Annotated in this window: 18 protein-coding genes; 12 read left to right on the plus strand and 6 right to left on the minus strand. The window is 63.8% G+C overall.

The features are described from left to right. Positions 1–20: 20 nt before the first annotated feature. The 5 genes from grxD to purL all read right to left on the minus strand — a co-directional run bounded on the left by grxD (position 21) and on the right by purL (position 3,575). A complete protein-coding gene (gene grxD / locus F3H35_RS05950) occupies positions 21–383 on the minus strand; it encodes a Grx4 family monothiol glutaredoxin (protein WP_149778690.1) in 363 nt (120 codons plus the stop codon). Positions 384–393: 10 nt separating this feature from the next. Then, positions 394–660, minus strand: a complete 267-nt coding sequence (locus F3H35_RS05955; RefSeq protein WP_149778691.1) for a hypothetical protein — start codon at positions 658–660, stop codon at positions 394–396. Positions 661–696: 36 nt separating this feature from the next. Then, positions 697–1,002 carry a hypothetical protein gene (locus F3H35_RS05960; protein ID WP_149778692.1) on the minus strand — a complete coding sequence of 102 codons (306 nt, stop codon included), beginning with the start codon at positions 1,000–1,002 and terminating at the stop codon, positions 697–699. Between the two features lie 4 nt (positions 1,003–1,006). Beyond that, positions 1,007–1,249, minus strand: a complete 243-nt coding sequence (locus F3H35_RS05965; protein WP_149778693.1) for a BolA family protein — start codon at positions 1,247–1,249, stop codon at positions 1,007–1,009. A gap of 160 nt (positions 1,250–1,409) precedes the next feature. Further along, the gene (purL, locus tag F3H35_RS05970) at positions 1,410–3,575 is read right to left on the minus strand and encodes a phosphoribosylformylglycinamidine synthase subunit PurL (RefSeq protein ID WP_149778694.1); all 2,166 of its coding nucleotides are present in this window, start codon (positions 3,573–3,575) and stop codon (positions 1,410–1,412) included. A 143-nt stretch (positions 3,576–3,718) separates the two neighbouring features. Between purL and F3H35_RS05975 the strand changes: the two genes are divergently transcribed. Both F3H35_RS05975 and F3H35_RS05980 read left to right on the plus strand, forming a co-directional pair. Further along, the gene (locus F3H35_RS05975) at positions 3,719–4,750 is read left to right on the plus strand and encodes a pyridoxal-phosphate dependent enzyme (protein WP_149778695.1); all 1,032 of its coding nucleotides are present in this window, start codon (positions 3,719–3,721) and stop codon (positions 4,748–4,750) included. After that, positions 4,747–5,877, plus strand: a complete 1,131-nt coding sequence (locus F3H35_RS05980) for a M24 family metallopeptidase (protein WP_149778696.1) — start codon at positions 4,747–4,749, stop codon at positions 5,875–5,877. The genes F3H35_RS05975 and F3H35_RS05980 overlap by 4 nt, the downstream gene beginning before the upstream one ends. A gap of 265 nt (positions 5,878–6,142) precedes the next feature. Here F3H35_RS05980 and F3H35_RS05985 read toward each other — a convergent pair whose 3' ends face one another. Beyond that, positions 6,143–7,048: a LysR family transcriptional regulator gene (locus F3H35_RS05985; protein ID WP_149778820.1), complete on the minus strand. Its 906-nt coding sequence runs from the start codon at positions 7,046–7,048 to the stop codon at positions 6,143–6,145. Between the two features lie 174 nt (positions 7,049–7,222). Here F3H35_RS05985 and F3H35_RS05990 point away from each other — a divergent pair, with 174 nt between their 5' ends. From F3H35_RS05990 to F3H35_RS06035, 10 genes are all read left to right on the plus strand, one after another. Next, positions 7,223–10,642: an indolepyruvate ferredoxin oxidoreductase family protein gene (locus F3H35_RS05990; protein ID WP_149778697.1), complete on the plus strand. Its 3,420-nt coding sequence runs from the start codon at positions 7,223–7,225 to the stop codon at positions 10,640–10,642. Between the two features lie 81 nt (positions 10,643–10,723). After that, positions 10,724–11,587: a lysophospholipid acyltransferase family protein gene (locus tag F3H35_RS05995; RefSeq protein WP_149778698.1), complete on the plus strand. Its 864-nt coding sequence runs from the start codon at positions 10,724–10,726 to the stop codon at positions 11,585–11,587. A 22-nt stretch (positions 11,588–11,609) separates the two neighbouring features. Beyond that, positions 11,610–12,422, plus strand: coding sequence for a glutamate racemase (murI, locus tag F3H35_RS06000; protein ID WP_149778699.1), 813 nt, complete (start codon positions 11,610–11,612; stop codon positions 12,420–12,422). 116 nt (positions 12,423–12,538) lie between these two features. Then, the gene (argC, locus tag F3H35_RS06005) at positions 12,539–13,567 is read left to right on the plus strand and encodes an N-acetyl-gamma-glutamyl-phosphate reductase (RefSeq protein ID WP_149778700.1); all 1,029 of its coding nucleotides are present in this window, start codon (positions 12,539–12,541) and stop codon (positions 13,565–13,567) included. Between the two features lie 17 nt (positions 13,568–13,584). Beyond that, entirely contained in the window at positions 13,585–14,061 is a 477-nt protein-coding gene (gene ccmE, locus F3H35_RS06010; RefSeq protein ID WP_149778701.1) for a cytochrome c maturation protein CcmE, read from the plus strand. Between the two features lie 120 nt (positions 14,062–14,181). Then, positions 14,182–14,793 carry a holin-associated N-acetylmuramidase gene (locus F3H35_RS06015; protein ID WP_149778702.1) on the plus strand — a complete coding sequence of 204 codons (612 nt, stop codon included), beginning with the start codon at positions 14,182–14,184 and terminating at the stop codon, positions 14,791–14,793. Then, entirely contained in the window at positions 14,784–15,371 is a 588-nt protein-coding gene (locus tag F3H35_RS06020; RefSeq protein WP_149778703.1) for a holin family protein, read from the plus strand. Before F3H35_RS06015 ends, F3H35_RS06020 begins: the two co-directional genes overlap by 10 nt. A gap of 85 nt (positions 15,372–15,456) precedes the next feature. Continuing rightward, positions 15,457–17,430 (plus strand): heme lyase CcmF/NrfE family subunit, encoded by a 1,974-nt coding sequence (locus F3H35_RS06025; protein WP_149778704.1) that lies wholly within the window; start codon positions 15,457–15,459, stop codon positions 17,428–17,430. After that, entirely contained in the window at positions 17,427–17,885 is a 459-nt protein-coding gene (locus F3H35_RS06030; RefSeq protein WP_149778705.1) for a cytochrome c-type biogenesis protein, read from the plus strand. The genes F3H35_RS06025 and F3H35_RS06030 overlap by 4 nt, the downstream gene beginning before the upstream one ends. 83 nt (positions 17,886–17,968) lie before the next feature. Then, positions 17,969–18,748: an enoyl-CoA hydratase-related protein gene (locus tag F3H35_RS06035; RefSeq protein ID WP_149778706.1), complete on the plus strand. Its 780-nt coding sequence runs from the start codon at positions 17,969–17,971 to the stop codon at positions 18,746–18,748. The last annotated feature ends 1 nt before the right edge of the window (position 18,749 follow it).

Here is an 18,749-nt window from a genome sequence, read left to right on the forward strand (position 1 = left end):
CGTGCGACCGGGCCGAAGCGTCAGCCGTTGGCTTCGCGGATCTTGTCGGCGGCGTCCTTGTCATAGGCCACGCCGTGCTGGTCGAACATCTGGTCCAGCTCGCCCGAGAGGGTCATCTCGGTGATGATGTCGCAGCCGCCCACGAACTCGCCCTTGACGTAGAGCTGCGGAATGGTGGGCCAGTCGGAATAATCCTTGATGCCCTGGCGGATCGTCTCGTCGGCCAGCACGTTCACGTCCTTGAAGTCAACGCCCATGTAGTTGAGAACCCCCGCCACGCGGCTGGAGAAGCCACATTGCGGCATGTCCTTGGTGCCCTTCATGTAGAGCACGACGTCATTCGCCTTTACGGTTTCTTCGATCTGGGTTTTTGCGTCGGTCATCTGTCGCCTTCTACTTTCGTCCTTGTCCGGCAGCGCCGGAGGGTTTGCTGTCTGTTGAGGGATGTTCGTAGCTGGGTGCGGATTCGTCGATCGGAAAGTCTGCGCGTTTGTTGCGGGAGGGACCATAAAGCCACCAGCGGCGGATTTCCAGCCATGCGGCCCACAGAAAGATCAAGATGAAGGGCGTCAGGAGCAGCAGAGCGAGCGGATGTGCGGCAAGATCCTGCGCCTTGGCGATATCGAAGGGAAAGGCTTGGGGCGTGTCTTCGGCTTGCAAGGCGCCTCTCTTTCGGTGGGGTGGCCGGGGCCTTGATCAGGCCCCTGTCTTCGGTTTGCCGGGAGCGGGGGGCGGCACGGTTTCGGGTCCTCCATCGCGGCGCCATGCGCTTTGGGGCACGAACCTGCGGGCATATTCCTGCGGATCGCGGGGCACCCGAAGCTCACCCTGATGCCCGCCGCCCGGACCGCCCGAATTGTACGAAATGTCGATCACATGATCGCCCGTGCCCGGCTCGGAGCCGCGCCGCGTCTCGTGCTCGCCGTGCATCCGGCTGCGGGCCAGTGCCACTGTCAGCACGATCAGGGCGACAAGGCCCAAGCTGATGACTCCGAGATCCATTCGCTCAGTCTGGCGCCTTGGTCGTGAGGGCCAGCGCGTGCAATTCACCATGCGAGCCGTCCATCTTGCCCTTGAGCGTGGCATAGACGGCGCGCTGCTGCTGCACGCGGTTCATCCCCTTGAACGCGGCGTCGATCACTTCGGCGGCGTAATGGTTCCCGTCACCGGCCAGATCGGTGATGGTGATCTTGGCATCGGGAAATCCGGTGCGGATCAGGTCTTCGATCTCCTGAGGCTGCATTGGCATGGCGCGTCTCCTGTCAGTCTTCTGGTCAAGACTTAGAGCGCCGATGCGCCCTCTGCAATAGCAGGTGCGAGGGCGCGGCGCGCAAGACTTGGGAAGGGTCGATTTTCCGGAGACTGGCGCGCGCCCCGCCGATGCGCAATGATCGGCGGGGCGCGGGATGTCAGCCGAAGATGGACGCAAAGGCAGAGCGGTAGGTCTGCGAGAGATCCGAGAGCGGCGCTTCGACGGATCCGAAGCGCACCGTGTCGCCGGTGAAGCGGCCAACGCTTTGCAGGGTGACGCCTGCGCGGCCCGCTTCGATCATCAGCGCCTCGGCCTGATCGAAATTGCAGGCGATCAGATAGCGCGCCTGATCCTCACCGAAGAGCGTGGCGGTGTCGTCGCTGTCGAGTTGCACGCCGACGCCCGCCGCCTCGGCCAGCTCGAACGCGGCCAGCGCAAGGCCGCCATCGGACAGATCGGTGCAGGCACGGATCAGCGCGTGATTGGCGCGGATGAAATCGCCGTGACGCTTCTCGGCGTCCAGATCGACGGGCGGCGCGTCGCCTTCGATCCGGTTGTAGACTTCGGCGAGCAGTGCGGATTGGCCCAGATGCCCGGCGGTTTCGCCAAGAACGAGCGCCACATGGCCGTCACGCACCTCGCCGATGATGGCGGTTTCGGGGTCGCGGATCAGGCCCACGGCGCCGATGGTGGGCGTGGGCAGGATCGCCTTGCCGTCCGTTTCGTTATAAAGCGACACGTTGCCCGACACGATCGGCATGTCGAGCGCCGAGACGGCGGCGGCGATGCCTTTGATCGCGCCGACGAACTGGCCCATGATCTCGGGCTTTTCGGGATTGCCGAAATTCATGTTGTCGGTCGTGGCCAGCGGCACGGCGCCAAGGGCTGACAGGTTGCGATAGGCTTCGGCCACGGCCTGTTTGCCGCCTTCGAAGGGGTTGGCCTTGACGTAGCGCGGGGTCACGTCCGAGGTGAAGGCCAAGAGCTTGTCGGTGCCATGCACCCGGATCAGGCCGGCGCCTTGACCGGGGGTGCGGGCGGTGTCGGCCATGACCATCGTGTCGTATTGTTCATAGACCCACTGCCGCGAGCAGTAATTGGGCGAAGCCAGCAGCGCACGCAGTCCGTCGATCGGATCGACGCCCGGCACGGTGGCGGGGTCCAGCGGTTCGGCGGCTGGGGTTTCCACCCATGGGCGGTCATATTCGGGTGCGTTGCCCGACAGCGCCTTGAGCGGCAGATCGGCCTTGACCACGTTGTTATGCATGATGAGAAAGCGGTCTTCGGGGATGGTTTCGCCGACGATGGCGAAATCGAGGTCCCATTTGTCGAAGACGGCCTTGGCCTCGACCTCTTTCTCAGGGCGCAGGACCATCAGCATCCGTTCCTGGGATTCCGAGAGCATCATTTCATAGGCGGTCATGCCGTCTTCGCGGCAGGGCACCTGTTCAAGGTTGAGCCGCACGCCCAGATCGCCCTTGTCGCCCATTTCAACCGCCGAGCACGTCAGGCCCGCAGCCCCCATGTCCTGAATCGAGATCACGGCGCCCGTGGCCATCAGCTCGAGCGTGGCCTCCATCAGGCGCTTTTCGGTAAAGGGATCGCCCACTTGCACGGTGGGGCGCTTTTCCTCGATCGACTCGTCGAATTCGGCGCTGGCCATCGTGGCGCCGCCGACACCGTCGCGGCCCGTCTTGGCGCCCAGATAGACCACCGGCATCCCGACGCCGGAAGCGGCGGAATAGAAGATCTTGTCGGCATCGGCGAGACCGGCGGCAAAGGCGTTCACGAGGCAGTTGCCGTTATAGGCCGGATCGAACCGCACCTCGCCGCCTGCGCAAGGAACGCCGAAGCAGTTGCCATAGCCGCCCACACCGGCCACCACGCCATGCACAAGCTGCCGTGTCTTGGGATGCGACGGCTCACCGAAGCTGAGCGCGTTCATCGAGGCGATGGGGCGCGCGCCCATGGTGAAGACATCGCGCAGAATGCCGCCCACACCGGTCGCTGCCCCCTGATAGGGCTCGATATACGAGGGGTGGTTGTGGCTTTCCATCTTGAAGATGACCGCTTGTCCGTCGCCGATATCGACAACGCCCGCATTCTCGCCCGGCCCGCAGATCACCTGTGGCCCGGTGGTTGGCAGGGTACGCAGCCATTTCTTGGAGGACTTGTAAGAGCAATGCTCGTTCCACATGGCGCTGAAGATGCCCAACTCGGTAAAGGTGGGTTCGCGGCCGATGATATCGAGGATGCGCTGATATTCGTCGGGCTTGAGGCCATGGGCCTCGATCAGTTCGGGCGTGATTGCCGGGTCCTGCATCTGAATGGAATCCCCCTGGGTGGTCCGGTTGCGGCCTTCTTTAGTGCATGGCGTGGCCCGGGGGAAGGGGGCGCGGCGGAGGCTCTTGGCTTGACCCCGGGGCGCATTAGGGCTCGGATGGGGGAGGTAATCGGGGAGAGGACATGAAGACGATCGAAAATCCGTGGCGAGGCGTGGGCCTTCCGGATGATGTACTGGCGGGGGCACCTTGGCCCAGCATCGATGCCGCAACCCCGGAGGCGCTGTTGGCGCAATGTCCTGCGGCTTCGCAAACGCCGCTGGTTGCGGTCGAGGGGGGCGCTGCGCCGTTCTGGATCAAGGATGAACGCGGACGCATGGGGCTTGGCAGCTTCAAGGCGCTTGGCGCCGCCTATGTCATCGCGCATGAGGCGGCGGCCACGGGAAAGGCGCCGATGGCGCAGGCGCTTGCGGGGCGCACCTATGTTACGGCGAGTGCGGGCAATCACGGGCTTTCGGTCGCGGCGGGGGCGCATGTTTTCGGCGCGCGCGCCGTGGTCTATCTGGCACGGACCGTGCCCGAAGGCTTTGCCGACCGGCTGCGCGCCAAGGGGGCCGAGGTCGTGCGCGCCGGCGAGGATTACGAGGCCAGCATGGATGCCGCCGCGCAGGCGGCACAGGATCATGGCTGGACGCTTTTGTCCGACAGCTCGTGGCCGGGGTATTTCGATCTGCCGCACCGTCTGATGGAGGGGTATCTGGCGATGGCCGCCGAAACGGTCCGGCAAATGCCGCAGGCGCCCACGCATATCTTCCTGCAGGCCGGTGTCGGCGGGCTGGCGGGGGCATGCGCCGCGCTGTTCCGCGAGGCCTGGGGGCAGGGGCCCTGCATTGTCGTGGTGGAACCCGAGGCGGCGCCGGCCCTGACCGCGTCGATCGAAGCCGGACGCCCTGTCACAACGCAAGGGCCGGTGTCCTGCATGGGGCGGCTTGATTGCAAGGCGCCCTCGCTGATCGCGCTCAAGGGCTTGGCGCGGGATGCCGATCTGTTCGTGACGATTTCGGATGCCGAGGCCGAGGCGATCTTGCCCGATCTGGCCAGGCGCGGACTTGCCACCACCAGTTCAGGCGCGGCAGGCGTGGCGGCGATGCGGCTGATAGGGCTGGAGGCTGACGCGCGGGCCTTGTGCATTCTCAGCGAAGAGGCCGAGGCATGAGCCGCGGCTTTGACGCGGCCGAATACAAGGCCCGGCTGGCCCGCGCGCAGGCCGGGATGCAGGCCGAGGGTCTGGGCGCGATCCTGCTGACGACTGAGCCGGATGTGCGGTATTTCACCGGATTTCTGACGCGGTTCTGGGAAAGCCCGAGCCGACCGTGGTTCGTGGTCCTGCCGGCTGCAGGCGATCCGGTGGCGGTGATCCCGTCGATTGGGGCTGCACTGATGGCTGGGACATGGATCAAGGATATCCGCACATGGTCGGCGCCGGACCCGGTGGATGACGGGGTGAGCCTTCTGGCGGACGCGCTGCGCGAGATCGGCGGGCCGGTGGGGGTGCCCTCGCATCTGGAGACGCATCTGCGGATGCCGCTTGCGGATTTCGAGCGGGTCAAGGCGGCGTCGCGCCAGCCGTTCACCGATGATCGGCGGATCGTGGCGGGCTGCCGCGCGATCAAGTCCGAGGCCGAGATTGGCAAGATCGCGGAAATTTGCGCGATTGCCGGGCGGGCCTTTCACAGGGTTGGCGAGATCGCCGCCCCCGGTGTGCCACTGTCGCAGGTGTTTCGCGATTTTCAGCGCGTGCTGCTGGAGGAAGGCGCGGATTGGGTGCCTTACCTTGCGGGTGGCGCCGGGCCGGAGGGCTATGGCGATGTCATCTCGCCCGCGACGGATGCGCCCCTGGCGGTCGGCGATGTGCTGATGCTGGATACAGGCGCCGTGCGCGACGGGTATTTCTGCGACTATGACCGGAATTTCGCAATCGGCAGGGCCGATGACGCACAGCGCGCGGCCCATGCCCGGTTGATCGAGGCGACCCAAGCGGGGCTGGATGTGGCGCGCCCCGGCGCAAGGGCCAGCGATGTCTGGCGCGCGATGGCGGATATCGTCGGCGGTGGCGAGGCGGCGGGGCGGCTTGGGCATGGGTTGGGCCTGCAGCTGACCGAAGGGCTGTCGCTGACCGCCCGCGATCATACCGAGTTGCGCGCGGGCATGGTGATCACGCTCGAGCCGGGGATCGAGACGGCGCCGGGCCGGATCATGGTGCATGAGGAAAATATCGTCATCACCGATGGTGCGCCGCGCGCTTTGTCGCCGCTTTCCGGGCCGGATTTGCGCGTGATCTGAGCCGCCCCTGAAATGAGCGCGCTGCCCGCAAAAGAGGCGGCGCGCAAAGATCTGACGATGTCAGGGCGCGTTTGCCCAAAAAAAAGGCCGAGCACTAAGCTCGGCCGAAGTCCAACAGGGAGGTATGATGGTGGGGCGCGAAGCCGCCACCGTCACGACCGGGAGATAGGGGCTGTTTTTAGACCATTCAAGAAAAATAATGCCGCAGGTGCAGCATGCCCGCCATGCACTGAATGCATATCGCAAACACGATATGTCTGAATTTTCAGCTAACCGCCTGTTCTCTTATCTTTTTTCTGTAAGCGATGATTTCTTCCTGAACAAATTCACGGAACGCGGCGATGCGCTTGGAATGACGCAATTCCTCGGGATAGGCGAGGAAAACCGGAACTTCGACGGAATGCACGTCCGGCAGGACCCGTACGAGATCGGGGAAATCATGCGTCAGATAATCCGGCAGCACACCGATCCCGAGATTGTGCAGAACGCCCTGCAACACGCCGAAATAGTTGTTCACCGTCAACAGCGACGGCACATCATGGGTCATCAACTCATTGACCAGCGTCGCCCCGGCCCCGACCTGCGCCGAGCGCGGGTTCTGGCAGATCAGGCGGTGATGCTTGAGATCGTCGGGGCTGACCGGGGTGCCACGGCTTTCGAGATAGCTGGTTGAGGCAAAGAGGCACATATGCACACTCATGAGCCGTTTGCGGATCAGATCGGCCTGGCTGGGTTCCTTCATGCGGATGGCGACATCGGCCTCGCGCATGGGCAGGTCTAGCACGCGTTCCTCCAGCATCAGATCAATCTTGAGATCGGGATATTTCGCATAAAGCTGGGGCAGGCGCGGGGCGAGCCACAGGGTGCCGAAGCCGATCGTGGTGGTGACGCGCAATTCGCCGAACACCTCTTCCTCGCTGTCGCGGATCCGGGCGGTGGCGGCATCGAGACGTTTGAGCATCGCGCGGGTCGCATCGAACAGCAATTCGCCCTGTTCGGTAAGAATCAGTCCCCGCGCATGGCGGTGAAACAGCGTGGTGTTGAGCGATTCCTCGAGTGCGCGCACCTGTCGGGACACCGCGGATTGGGACAGGTGCAGGTGATCGCCGGCATGGGTGAGGCTGCCTGCATCCGCGACGGCGTGAAATATTCTTAACTTGTCCCAGTCCATGACAGCAACTTTCATTTTAAAAACCACCCGCGCCCCGAAATAGCAGAAAATCGTCACATGACCACGGCGGTTCCGTGGAAAAACGATGAAATTCCGCTTTGTAGGTCACTATTTGTGACCTATTATTGATCTATGATATAATTGTGGTGCATGGCACCGAAAGGGGAACGCGCGATGAGCACTCAAAAAGTATCCCTGAATGACCGATTTGACCTCACAAAGTCATCTGTGCTGCTGAATGGCACACAAGCGCTCGTTCGGCTGATGTTGATGCAGGCCGCGCGCGACCGCGCGGCGGGGTTGAATACGGCAGGCTATGTGACCGGCTATCGGGGCTCGCCGCTTGGTGCGGTGGATATGCAGATGATGCGCGCCGAACGCCCCTTGAAAGAGGCGGAGATCCTGTTTCAGCCGGGTCTCAACGAGGATCTGGCGGCCACGGCGCTTTGGGGCACCCAGCAAGCCGAATTGCGCGGTGAGGGCAAGTATGACGGCGTTTTCGGTCTGTGGTACGGCAAGGGGCCGGGGGTGGACCGGTCGGGCGACGTGATGCGCCATGCCAATATGGCGGGCAGTTCGAAATATGGCGGCGTCCTGATGGCGATGGGGGATGACCATACCGGCGAATCCTCGACCGTGTGTCACCAGTCGGACTGGGCGATGGTGGACGCCTATATGCCCGTCCTGTCGCCCGCAGGGGTGCAGGAAATCCTGGATTACGGGCTTTACGGCTTTGCGCTCAGCCGGTTTGCCGGGGTGTGGTGCGGGCTCAAGACGATGAAGGACACCGTTGAGGTGACCAGCGTGGTCGATGGTCGTCCTGACCGGATGCAGTTCGTGACGCCCGAATTCGACATGCCCGAAGGCGGGTTGAACATCCGGCTCAACGATCACTGGATTCCGCAGGAAGCGCGGGTGATAGATTACAAGAGGTTTGCCGCAGAAGCCTTTGCAAACGCGAATAAAATCGACAAGCGTGTCTGGGGCAAGCCGGGGGCGAAGATCGGATTTGTCGCGGCGGGCAAGAATTGGCTCGATCTGGTGCACGCGCTGGACCTTCTGGGGATCGACGCCACCGAGGCGGATCGGCTGGGCCTGACCACCTACAAGGTGGGACAGACGTTTCCGATGGACATGAAGGGCTTTCACGACTGGGCCGAGGGGCTGGAGCTGATCGTGGTGGTCGAGGAGAAACGCAAGCTGATCGAGATCCAGATCAAGGAGGCGATTTTCGACAACCGGCGCGGCAGACGGGTCTATGGCTGGTACAAGGGCGGTGCGGGCAGCCTGCATAATGAAGAGTTGTTTCCGACACGCATGGCGCTCGATCCGGTGATGATCGCCGAGAAGATCGGCGGCGTCCTGATCGAAGAAGGGCGCGGCACCGACCGTATCCGCGCGGGGCTGGCCGAGATCGCTGAGGCGCGCAAGGCAGACAATGCCGAGTATATCGCGGCGCGCCTGCCGTATTTCTGCGCCGGATGCCCGCATAATACATCGACCAAAATGCCAGAGGGCAGCCGCGCTTATGCCGGAATCGGCTGTCATATCATGGCCTTGTGGATGGATCGTGAGACGAGCGGCTTCACGCATATGGGCGGCGAGGGTGCCAACTGGATCGGCGAGGCGCCGTTCTCGGAGCGCGGCCATGTGTTCCAGAATATCGGGGACGGCACCTATAACCATTCGGGGATCCTGGCGATCCGGGCCGCGGTGGCGGCGGGCGCCACCATGACCTACAAGATCCTTTACAACGATGCCGTTGCGATGACCGGCGGTCAGGGCAATGAGGGCGGGCTGACGCCGGACCGGATCGTACGCGAATTGCGGGCGATGGGGGTGCGCGAGATCGCCGTGGTCTATGATGCCAAGGAAGAGCCGGAGCGCGCCCTGTTTCCCAAGGATATCGGCTGGCATGAGCGGGCTGAACTGCCTGAGGTTCAGGAAAAATTCCGTGAAATCAGCGGTGTGTCGGCCATTGTTTATGTGCAGACCTGCGCCGCCGAAAAGCGGCGTCGCCGCAAGCGCGGCACGTTCCCGGACCCGGACAAGCGGGTGTTCATCAATACCGATGTCTGCGAGGGCTGCGGTGATTGCGGGGTGCAGTCGAATTGCGTGGCGATCACACCGGTGGACACGCCTTTGGGGCGCAAGCGCGCCATCGACCAATCGGCCTGCAACAAGGATTTCAGCTGTCTCAAGGGGTTTTGCCCGTCCTTCGTGACGCTGGAGGGCGCCACGATCCGCAAGGAAGCGGCGAGCGATCTTGACTTGCCGGACATGCCCGATCCTGTGCTGCCGACGATCCGGGGCACGCATAACGTTGTCATCACCGGAGTGGGCGGGACAGGCGTTGTGACCATCGGCGCGGTCCTGGCGCAGGCGGCGCATCTGGATGGCAAAGGGGCCAGCATGATGGAAATGGCGGGGCTTGCCCAGAAGGGCGGCGCCGTTCATATCCATTGCCGTATTGCCGAAAAACCAAGCGATATCAATGCGATCCGCGTGGCTACGGGCGAGGCGGACGCGGTGATCGGCGGCGATCTTGTCGTATCGGCGGGGGCGAAGACGCTTGGCTTGATGCGGCAGGGGCGCACCGGTGCTGTGGTCAACAGCCATGAGGTGATGACCGGCGATTTCACGCGCGATACCGAGTTTCGGCTGCCTTCGGAGCGGTTGACGCTCGCGCTGCAATCGCGGTTGCAGGACGGGGTGCAGCTTGTCGATGCGCATGAGTTGGCGCGGGTGACGATGGGCGACTCGATCTTTTCCAACATGATCGTTTTCGGCGCGGCGTGGCAACGCGGGCTGATCCCCGTGGGCGAGCAGGCCATTCTTGAGGCGATCGCGCTGAACGGTGCGGCGGTGGAGCAGAACCAGCGCGCCTTCCGGATCGGGAGGTGGGCTGCGGTGCATCCCGATGAGGCCGCGCGGCAGATCACGCCGAACGTGGTCCAGCTGCCCCGCAGTCTGGAGGACGAGATCGCCTATCGCGCGGATCATCTGACGGCCTATCAGGGCAAGCGGCTGGCCAAGCGGTACCTGCGTCTGCTGGACGGGATCGAGGATGCGCGGCTGCGCGAGGCGGTGGCGAAGGGCTACCATAAGCTGTTGGCCTACAAGGATGAATACGAGGTTGCCCGGCTTTTGCTGGACACGCGCGACAAGGCCCGGGCCGAGTTCGACGGCGATTTCGAGATGACGTTCCACTTGGCGCCGCCGCTTCTGGCGCGCAAGGGTCCGGATGGGCGTCCGCAGAAGCGTGAATTCGGTGCGTGGATGGAGCGGCCGATGCGGGTGCTGGCGGGGTTGAAATGGGTGCGCGGGACGCCGGTGGACCCGTTCGGCTATACAGCCGAGCGCAAGATGGAGCGCGCGCTGATCCGCCAATATGAGCGCGACCTTGGCGAGGTGCTGCCCAAGCTGACCGACAAGACCCGCGACGCGATCGTGGCGCTTGCCGAATTGCCGTTGAAAATCAGAGGCTTCGGTCCGGTCAAACAGGCCAACGAGGCGCGCGCGGCCAAGGAGCGGGAGACGCTTCTGGCGGCGATCCGCGCGGGAGGGACGCCGCTGGAACAGGCGGCGGAATAAATGTCATAAAAAATTCATCGTGGCTGGTCACAAGGGTCGTGACTTCCTAACAGGGCCGTCGGTGAGGCGGGGATCGTGACCATGCAGCAGCACAGGCATATCGCGCGGGATATCAGCTATGCGCACTCGGCGCAGACGCGCGGGGGGCGGGCGATGATTCGCGCGATGGAGAACATGACCGGGCGGATCGGCCTTATCAAACGCGCGCGCGGCTATGAGCACGAGGTGGCAGGCGGGCGCGATTTCTGGCAGGTGATGGTGGAGCGCTACGGCCTGACACTGGATGTTGTGGGCGGCAGTCTGCAAAGCATCCCGAAAACCGGCCCGCTGATCGTGATCGCGAACCATCCTTACGGGATTCTGGATGGGTTAATGATGGGCCACATCCTGAGCCAGACCCGGGGCGATTTTCGCATTCTGGCGCATCATGTTTTCCGCAAGGCGGAGGATCTGAACAAGGTGATTCTGCCGATCAATTTCGACGAGACGAAAGAGGCGGTGAAGCTCAACCTCGAGACGCGCAAGACCGCCCTGGAGTATCTGGGGCAGGGCGGGGCGATCGGGATCTTTCCGGGGGGCACGGTCAGCACGGCGGCCAAGCCCTTTGCGCAGCCGATGGATCCGGGCTGGCGGGGGTTCACGGCGCGGATGATCGCCAAGTCGGATGCGACCGTGGTGCCGATCTTCTTTGACGGACATACCAGCCGGCTGTTCCAGCTGGCCAGTCATCTGCATTACACCTTGAGAATGGGCCTTCTTATCAAGGAGTTCCGCAAACGGGTGGATACATCCGTGCGGGTTGTGGTGGGCGATCCGATCGACCGCGACGCCTTGCAGGCGCGCAAGGGGGACACGAAATCCCTTATGGCTTTTTTACGCCACAAGACGTATGAGCTAAGCCCGGGGCCGGTCGATCCGACGATGACCGGGTTCGAATTCGAATGAATTCGCAAGGGCGCAACAGGCTATGGCGGTTGGAATTTTCGATAGCGGGCTGGGTGGCCTGACGGTTCTGGACGCGGTGGAAAAGCGCCTTCCGGATGTGCCTTTCGTCTATTTCGGGGACAACGCACACGCGCCTTACGGGGTGCGCGATGCCGATGATGTTTACGATTTGACAACCAGAGCGGTCTCCCGGTTATGGGATGCGGGCTGCGATCTGGTGATTTTGGCGTGCAACACCGCGAGTGCGGCGGCGCTGCGCCGGATGCAGGAAAACTGGGTGCCCCGCGACAAGCGGGTGCTGGGCGTTTTTGTTCCATTGATTGAAGCACTTACCGAGCGGCAATGGGGCGACAACTCGCCGCCGCGAGAGGTGGCGGTCAAGCATGTGGCGCTGTTTGCGACGCCGGCGACGGTGAGCAGCCGGGCGTTTCAGAGGGAGTTGGCGTTCCGCGCGATTGGGGTCGATGTGGAGGCGCAGGCCTGCGGGGGCGTGGTGGACGCCATCGAAGAGGGCGACATGATTCTGGCCGAGGCGCTGGTGCGCAGCCATGTCGATGCGCTCAAGCGCAAGATGCCCAATCCCGAGGCCGCGATCCTTGGCTGCACCCATTACCCCTTGATGCAAAACGTTTTTCAGGATGCGTTGGGGCCGGATGTGCAGGTCTACAGCCAGGCGAATCTGGTGGCGGAAAGCCTTGCCGATTACCTGACGCGCCATCCCGCGATGCTGGGGTCGGGGACCGAGGCGGCGTTTCTGACCACCGGTGATCCCAAGCGGGTCTCGAGCCGGGCCACGCAGTTTTTGCGCCGGGAAATCATCTTCAGCGCCGCCTGAGCGGGGTTTCGTACGATCCGTACCAAACCTACGCGGGTTTGGGACGAACCGAGGCGCCTCTTGGCATTATTGTGTCCAGCCTGTACGCAACTGCCGACAAATTGCAGGAGTCCGACATGACCCGAAAGATCGCCATTCTGGGCGCCAGCGGCTATACCGGGGCCGAGCTTGTCCGGCTGATCGCCACCCATCCGCAGATGGAGATCGTGGCGCTGGCGGCCAACTCGAAGGCGGGACAGAGCATGGCGCAGGTGTTCCCGCATCTGCGGCATCTGGACTTGCCGAAGCTGGTCACGATCGACGAGATCGATTTTGCCGGGATCGACCTGTGTTTCTGCGCGCTGCCGCACAAGACGAGCCAAGAGGTGATCGCCGCGCTGCCACGCGATCTGAAGATCGTCGATCTGAGCGCGGATTTCCGGCTGCGCGATCCTGCGGCCTATGAGCGGTGGTATGGCAACGCCCATGCCGCACCCGAGTTGCAGAAAGAGGCGGTCTATGGGCTGACCGAGTTCTACCGTGACGAGATCCGCGCCGCACGGCTGGTGGCGGGCACGGGCTGCAACGCGGCGACAGGGCAATACATCCTGCGCCCGCTGATTGCGGCGGGGGTGATCGATCTGGACGATATCATCCTCGATCTCAAATGCGGCGTGTCGGGGGCTGGCCGGTCGCTCAAGGAAAATCTGCTGCATGCCGAATTGAGCGAGGGCTATCACGCCTATGCGGTGGGCGGCACGCATCGGCATTTGGGCGAGTTCGATCAGGAGTTCAGCGCGATTGCCGGGCGCGACGTGCGCATCCAGTTCACCCCGCATCTGATCCCGGCGAACCGGGGCATTCTGGCCACCGGTTATGTCAAGGGTGAGGCGGGTGCGATCCATGCGGCCTTGGCCGAAGCTTATGAAGGAGAGCCGTTCATCGAGCTTTTGCCGATGGGCGAGGCGCCGAGCACCCGACATGTGAGGGGCAGCAACTTTTGCCATATCGGCGTGGTGGCTGACCGCATCCCCGGCAAGACGCTGGTGATCGCGGCTTTGGATAACCTGACAAAAGGTAGCAGCGGTCAGGCTTTGCAGAATGCCAACCTGATGCTAGATATTCAGGAAACCGAAGGTCTGATGCTGGCCCCGGTCTTTCCTTGATCTGAACGGGTCGCGCCATGAAATCGCTCAAGAAGAAACGCCGTATCCAGATTATCGCCGTTGCGACGGTGGCTCTGGTGATCTCGACCGGGTTGATCGGCTATGCGATGCGCGACGGGATCAATTTCTTCCGCTCGCCCAGCCAGGTGATCGCCGAGCCGCCGAGCCCCACGGAAGTGTTCCGCATCGGCGGGCTTGTCGAAGAGGGCAGCATCGTGCGCGGCGAAGGCGAGACGGTACGCTTCAACGTGACCGATGGCGGGGGCGTTGTGACGGTGACCTACAAGGGGGTTCTGCCCGATCTTTTCGAGGAGAATCAGGGCATGGTCGGCACCGGCTCGTTTCAGGACGGCGTCTTTGTGGCGTCGGAGATCCTGGCCAAGCATGACGAGACCTACATGCCCAAGGAAGTGGTGGACGCGCTGAAGGAACAGGGCGTCTACAAGGACCCCGAGGGCAATATCCGCCCCATCGAGGGGGCCAGCGGAAGCTGATCCAGATTTGAGGTCCGGTGCGGCCGTGCCAAGTGCGCACGGTGCTGCAGGACGGCGTTAACCAATCGGCGCGATCCTTGGCCTGTCGTTCATGACAGGCGCCAAGGAGGGCCAGCCGACATGCCGGATATCGCAAAGATCGCCCGAGAGATCGTCGCCCGAGAGGGCGGCTTTGTGGATGATCCCGACGATCCGGGGGGCGCCACTAAACATGGCGTCACGATCCATACGATGCGCCGGCTTGGGCTTGATCTGGATCGGGACGGGGATGTGGATGTGGCCGATGTGCGCGCGATGACGCGCGACAGGGCCGAGGCGATTTTCATCGAGCAGTATTACCGGCGCACGCGGATCGAGGTCTTGCCCGATGTGCTGCAGGCCAGCGTGTTCGACATGTATGTGAATGCAGGCGTCAATGCGGTGCGCATCCTGCAGCGGCTGTTGCAAGAGATGGGGCATGAGGTGGCTGTTGACGGGGTGATCGGCCCGCAGACCGAGGCGGCGGCCCATGCCGCATGGCGCGCGGCGCCGGATTTTCTGGCCGATGCCTACGGGATCGCGCGGCGGAATTATTACCTGAGGCTGGCGGATCAGCGGCCCGCGAGCCGGAAATTCGCACGCGCCCGCAATGGCGGCAAGGGTGGCTGGATCCGGCGCGCGGAGGAGTTCATCACGCCGCGCTTTCATCTGAGCGAGGCGGATTTTCGGGACAGGGTGGCGTCATGGGGTTGATCGAGACGATTTTGGGGCTGGTTTTCGGGTCGTGGCGCAATGTGCTGGCCGAGACCGCGCAGGTGTTTCGCGAAAACGCCGAGGCCGGGGCCGCGCGGGAGGCGGAACGGCGGTCGCAGGCTCTGGAGCAGTTCGGGGCCGAATTCGCGCCGCCCGAGCGCGGGCTGTTCGACCGGATCATGGACGGGGTCAATCGCCTGCCGCGCCCGGCGATGGCGCTTGGTACGCTGGGGTTGTTCGTGGGGGCGATGGTCGATCCGGTCTGGTTTGCGGCACGGATGCAGGGGATCGCGCTGGTGCCGGAGCCCTTGTGGTGGCTTCTGGGGGTGATCGTCAGCTTCTATTTCGGGGCGCGGCACCAGTTGAAGGGCCAGGAGTTCCAACGCTCGATCGCGGCGACGATGGCGCGCGTGCCGCAGGTGACCGAGGGTCTGGCACGGCTTGGAACGCTTGAGGCGCAAAGCCCCGGTGTGGCGGCAAGCGGGCAGGATGCCGATCTGGCGCGCGAGGCGGTGCGGCCCTCGGACAACCCCGCGCTGGCGGAATGGCGGCGGCATTTCCGGGCGGTGGAGCGCTGAGGCGCCGGGGACCCGCGACAATGTGATCCTGCGCCGCTGTCGAATCCCGTTGGCCCGGGGGCGGGAAAAGGACTATTATAGACGCATGATTATAGAATTTGGCCACTTCGCCCTCATCCTCGCCTTCCTTGTCGCCTGTGTTCAGGCGATTGTTCCCCTTGTCGGCGCGCATCGGCGATGGCCGGGCTGGATGGCGGTGGCGGCGCCTGCAGCGAATGTGCAGTTCCTGCTGACGGCGGCATCCTTTGCGGCGCTGACCTATGCGTTCGTGATGTCGGATTTCTCGGTCCGACTGGTGACGATCAACAGCCATACGGACAAGCCGCTGCTCTACAAGATCACCGGCGTCTGGGGCAATCACGAAGGCTCGATGCTGCTGTGGGTGCTGATCGTGACGCTGTTCGGGGCGTTCGCGGCATGGTTCGGGGGCAACCTGCCGCCGACCTTGAAGGCGCGGGTGCTGTCGGTGCAGGCGATGGTGGGGGTGGCGTTCTTCGCCTTTATCCTGTTCACCTCGAACCCGTTCCTGCGGATGCAGGTGCCGCCCTTTGATGGGCAGGATCTCAACCCGCTGTTGCAGGATCCGGGCCTCGCGTTCCATCCGCCGTTTCTTTATCTCGGCTATGTCGGGCTTTCGATGACGTTCTCCTTCGCGGTGGCGGCGCTCATTGAGGGGCGCGTGGATGCGGCCTGGGGTCGGTGGGTGCGGCCCTATACGCTGGCGGCGTGGATTTTCCTGACCATCGGGATCGGGCTGGGCAGCTGGTGGGCCTATTACGAATTGGGCTGGGGCGGTTTCTGGTTCTGGGACCCGGTCGAGAATGCGAGCTTCATGCCGTGGCTGATCGCCGTTGCGCTGCTGCATTCCGCGATTGTGGTGGAAAAGCGCGAATCGCTGAAAAGCTGGACCATCCTGCTGGCGATCATCGCCTTCGGCTTTTCGATGATCGGGGCCTTCATCACCCGGTCGGGGGTGCTGACGTCGGTGCATGCCTTCGCCACGGACCCTGAGCGGGGGATGTTCCTGCTGATGATCACGGCGGTCTTCATGCTGGGTGGTCTGACGCTGTTTGCGGCGCGGGCCAATGTGCTGCAGGCCAAGGGCGTGTTTTCGGTGGTGAGCCGGGAATCGTTCCTGGTGGCCAATAACGTGCTGCTGGCGGTGTCGGCCTTTGTGGTGTTCGTCGGCACGATCTGGCCGCTGGTCAGTGAAATGCTGTTCGACCGCAAGCTGAGCGTGGGTGCGCCGTTCTTCAACATGGCATTCACGCCGTTCATGGTGGCGCTTGGCCTGCTCTTGCCGGTGGGCGCGATGCTGCCGTGGAAGCGTGGCGCCTTGAGCAAGGCGATCCGGCCCTTGCGGCTGGTGTTCGTGCTGTCGGTGGCCATTGGCGTTCTGGCCTGGGCGATGCAGACCGGGCGCAGCGGGCTTGGTCCGGTGGGTCTGTTCCTTGCGGCGTGGCTCGTGTCGGGGGCGGCTGTCGATCTGTGGAGCCGGACCGGGCGCGGTGAGAACCGGCTTGGCCGTCTGGCGCGTCTGCCGAGGGCGGATTGGGGCAAGGCGGTGGCGCATGCCGGGTTCGGCATCACGATTGCCGGGGTCGCGGCGATGATGGCCTGGAAGACCGAGGATATCCGCGTGGTGCAGGAGGGCGAGAGTTTCGAATTGTCGGGCTTCACGCTGGTTCTTGAGGATGTGCAGGAGGTGCAGGGGCCGAACTATGTCTCGACCATGGGGCAGGTGAGCCTGTCGCGCGACGGCACCGAGATCGCCACGCTTTACCCTGAGAAGCGGTTCTATCCCGTGGCGCGGATGCCCACCACCGAGGCGGCGCTGGATATCGGGTTCTGGCGGGATGTCTATGTTGTGATCGGCGATCCGCAGAGCAATGGCGGTTGGGCGGTGCGGACCTATTACAAGCCGCTGGCCAACTGGATCTGGGGTGGCTCTATCCTGATGGCGCTTGGCGGCGCGCTGAGCCTGTCGGACCGGCGCTATCGGATCGCTGCGGGCGCTCGCAAGACGCCGACTGTTGCGGGCGGGGTGCCGGCGGAATGAAACGCCTGATCCTTGGACTGGTGCTCTGCCTTTTCTGGGCGCCGGTGGGGGCTGTGCAGCCCGATGAAATGCTGGACGATCCGCAGCTCGAAGAGCGGGCACGGGAGATTTCGGGCGGTCTGCGCTGTCTTGTGTGCCGCAACGAGAGCATCGACGATTCCAACGCGGAATTGGCGCGAGACATGCGGCTTCTGGTGCGTGAGCGGCTGGTGGAGGGTGACAGCAACGAAGAGGTCGTGCAGTTCATCGTGGACCGCTATGGCGAATACGTGCTGTTGCAGCCCAAGGCGACGGGCGCGAACCTGGTGCTGTGGCTGGCGGGGCCGATGATGCTGCTGGTGGGGGCCGGGATCGGCTGGACCTATCTGCGGCGGCGATCACAGGTCGAGGAAGGCCCCAAGGACGTGTTGAGCCAGCACGAGGCGGAGCGTCTGCGCGAGATCATGAAGGACTGACGCGCGGTTCGGCTTTCCCTGAGCGGCGAAATCGGGTTTGACTGGGGCGACACAGCCCCGACACAGCCCGGAGGAACAGACCCGTGACAGAGTATCAGACAATCACCCTCGATATCGTGGATGACGTGGCCATCTTGCGGCTGGACCGGCCGGAAAAGATGAACGCGCTCAACACGCAAATGCGGGCCGAGATCACCGATGCGGTGGGCCGGGCCGGGCGGCAGGCGCGGGTGCTGGTGCTGACCGGGAATGGCAAGTGCTTTTGCTCGGGGCAGGATCTGAGCGATAGCGGGACTGCGGCCAACATGGATCTGGAGCGGGTGCTGCGCGACGAATACGAGCCGATGCTGCGCGCCATTGGAGAGTGCCCGGTGCCGACGATCAGCGCGGTGAACGGGGCTGCGGCGGGGGCGGGGGCCAATCTGGCGCTGGCCGCCGATGTGGTGATCGCGTCGGAGAAGGCCTATTTCCTGCAGGCCTTCACGCGGATCGGGCTTATTCCGGATGCGGGCGGCACCTATTGGTTGCCGCGTCAGATGGGGGCGGCCAAGGCGATGGGGGCTGCGTTGTTCGCCGAGCCGGTGAGTGCCCGGCAGGCCAGCGATTGGGGCATGATCTGGGAGGCGGTGCCTGAGGAGGCGTTCGCCGATCACTGGCAGGGCCGGGCCGCGCATCTGGCCAAGGGGCCGACGGTGGCTTACCGGCAGTTGAAGCAAGCGATCCGCAGCAGTTGGGCCAACGATTACGACGCCCAGCTTGATCTGGAGGCGCGGTTGCAGGGGGTGTGCGGCACCACCCGCGATTTCAAGGAAGGTGTTGTGGCGTTCCTTGAGAAGCGCCCGGCGAAATACGAGGGGCGCTGAG

The organism is Roseovarius litoreus (assembly GCF_900142765.1).
Taxonomy (GTDB): Bacteria; Pseudomonadota; Alphaproteobacteria; order Rhodobacterales; family Rhodobacteraceae; genus Roseovarius; species Roseovarius litoreus.

Bases quoted from the DNA above. Each gene is read 5' to 3' on its own strand.
- F3H35_RS05980 (WP_149778696.1), top strand. From the start codon at position 4,747: ATGAGCCGCGGCTTTGACGCGGCCGAATACAAGGCCCGGCTGGCCCGC.
- purL (WP_149778694.1), bottom strand. From the start codon at position 3,575: ATGCAGGACCCGGCAATCACGCCCGAACTGATCGAGGCCCATGGCCTC.
- F3H35_RS05985 (WP_149778820.1), bottom strand. From the start codon at position 7,048: ATGGACTGGGACAAGTTAAGAATATTTCACGCCGTCGCGGATGCAGGC.
- F3H35_RS05995 (WP_149778698.1), top strand. From the start codon at position 10,724: ATGCAGCAGCACAGGCATATCGCGCGGGATATCAGCTATGCGCACTCG.
- F3H35_RS05975 (WP_149778695.1), top strand. From the start codon at position 3,719: ATGAAGACGATCGAAAATCCGTGGCGAGGCGTGGGCCTTCCGGATGAT.
- F3H35_RS05990 (WP_149778697.1), top strand. From the start codon at position 7,223: ATGAGCACTCAAAAAGTATCCCTGAATGACCGATTTGACCTCACAAAG.
- argC (WP_149778700.1), top strand. From the start codon at position 12,539: ATGACCCGAAAGATCGCCATTCTGGGCGCCAGCGGCTATACCGGGGCC.
- F3H35_RS06025 (WP_149778704.1), top strand. From the start codon at position 15,457: ATGATTATAGAATTTGGCCACTTCGCCCTCATCCTCGCCTTCCTTGTC.
- ccmE (WP_149778701.1), top strand. From the start codon at position 13,585: ATGAAATCGCTCAAGAAGAAACGCCGTATCCAGATTATCGCCGTTGCG.
- grxD (WP_149778690.1), bottom strand. From the start codon at position 383: ATGACCGACGCAAAAACCCAGATCGAAGAAACCGTAAAGGCGAATGAC.
- murI (WP_149778699.1), top strand. From the start codon at position 11,610: ATGGCGGTTGGAATTTTCGATAGCGGGCTGGGTGGCCTGACGGTTCTG.
- F3H35_RS05960 (WP_149778692.1), bottom strand. From the start codon at position 1,002: ATGGATCTCGGAGTCATCAGCTTGGGCCTTGTCGCCCTGATCGTGCTG.
- F3H35_RS06020 (WP_149778703.1), top strand. From the start codon at position 14,784: ATGGGGTTGATCGAGACGATTTTGGGGCTGGTTTTCGGGTCGTGGCGC.
- F3H35_RS06030 (WP_149778705.1), top strand. From the start codon at position 17,427: ATGAAACGCCTGATCCTTGGACTGGTGCTCTGCCTTTTCTGGGCGCCG.
- F3H35_RS05965 (WP_149778693.1), bottom strand. From the start codon at position 1,249: ATGCCAATGCAGCCTCAGGAGATCGAAGACCTGATCCGCACCGGATTT.
- F3H35_RS06015 (WP_149778702.1), top strand. From the start codon at position 14,182: ATGCCGGATATCGCAAAGATCGCCCGAGAGATCGTCGCCCGAGAGGGC.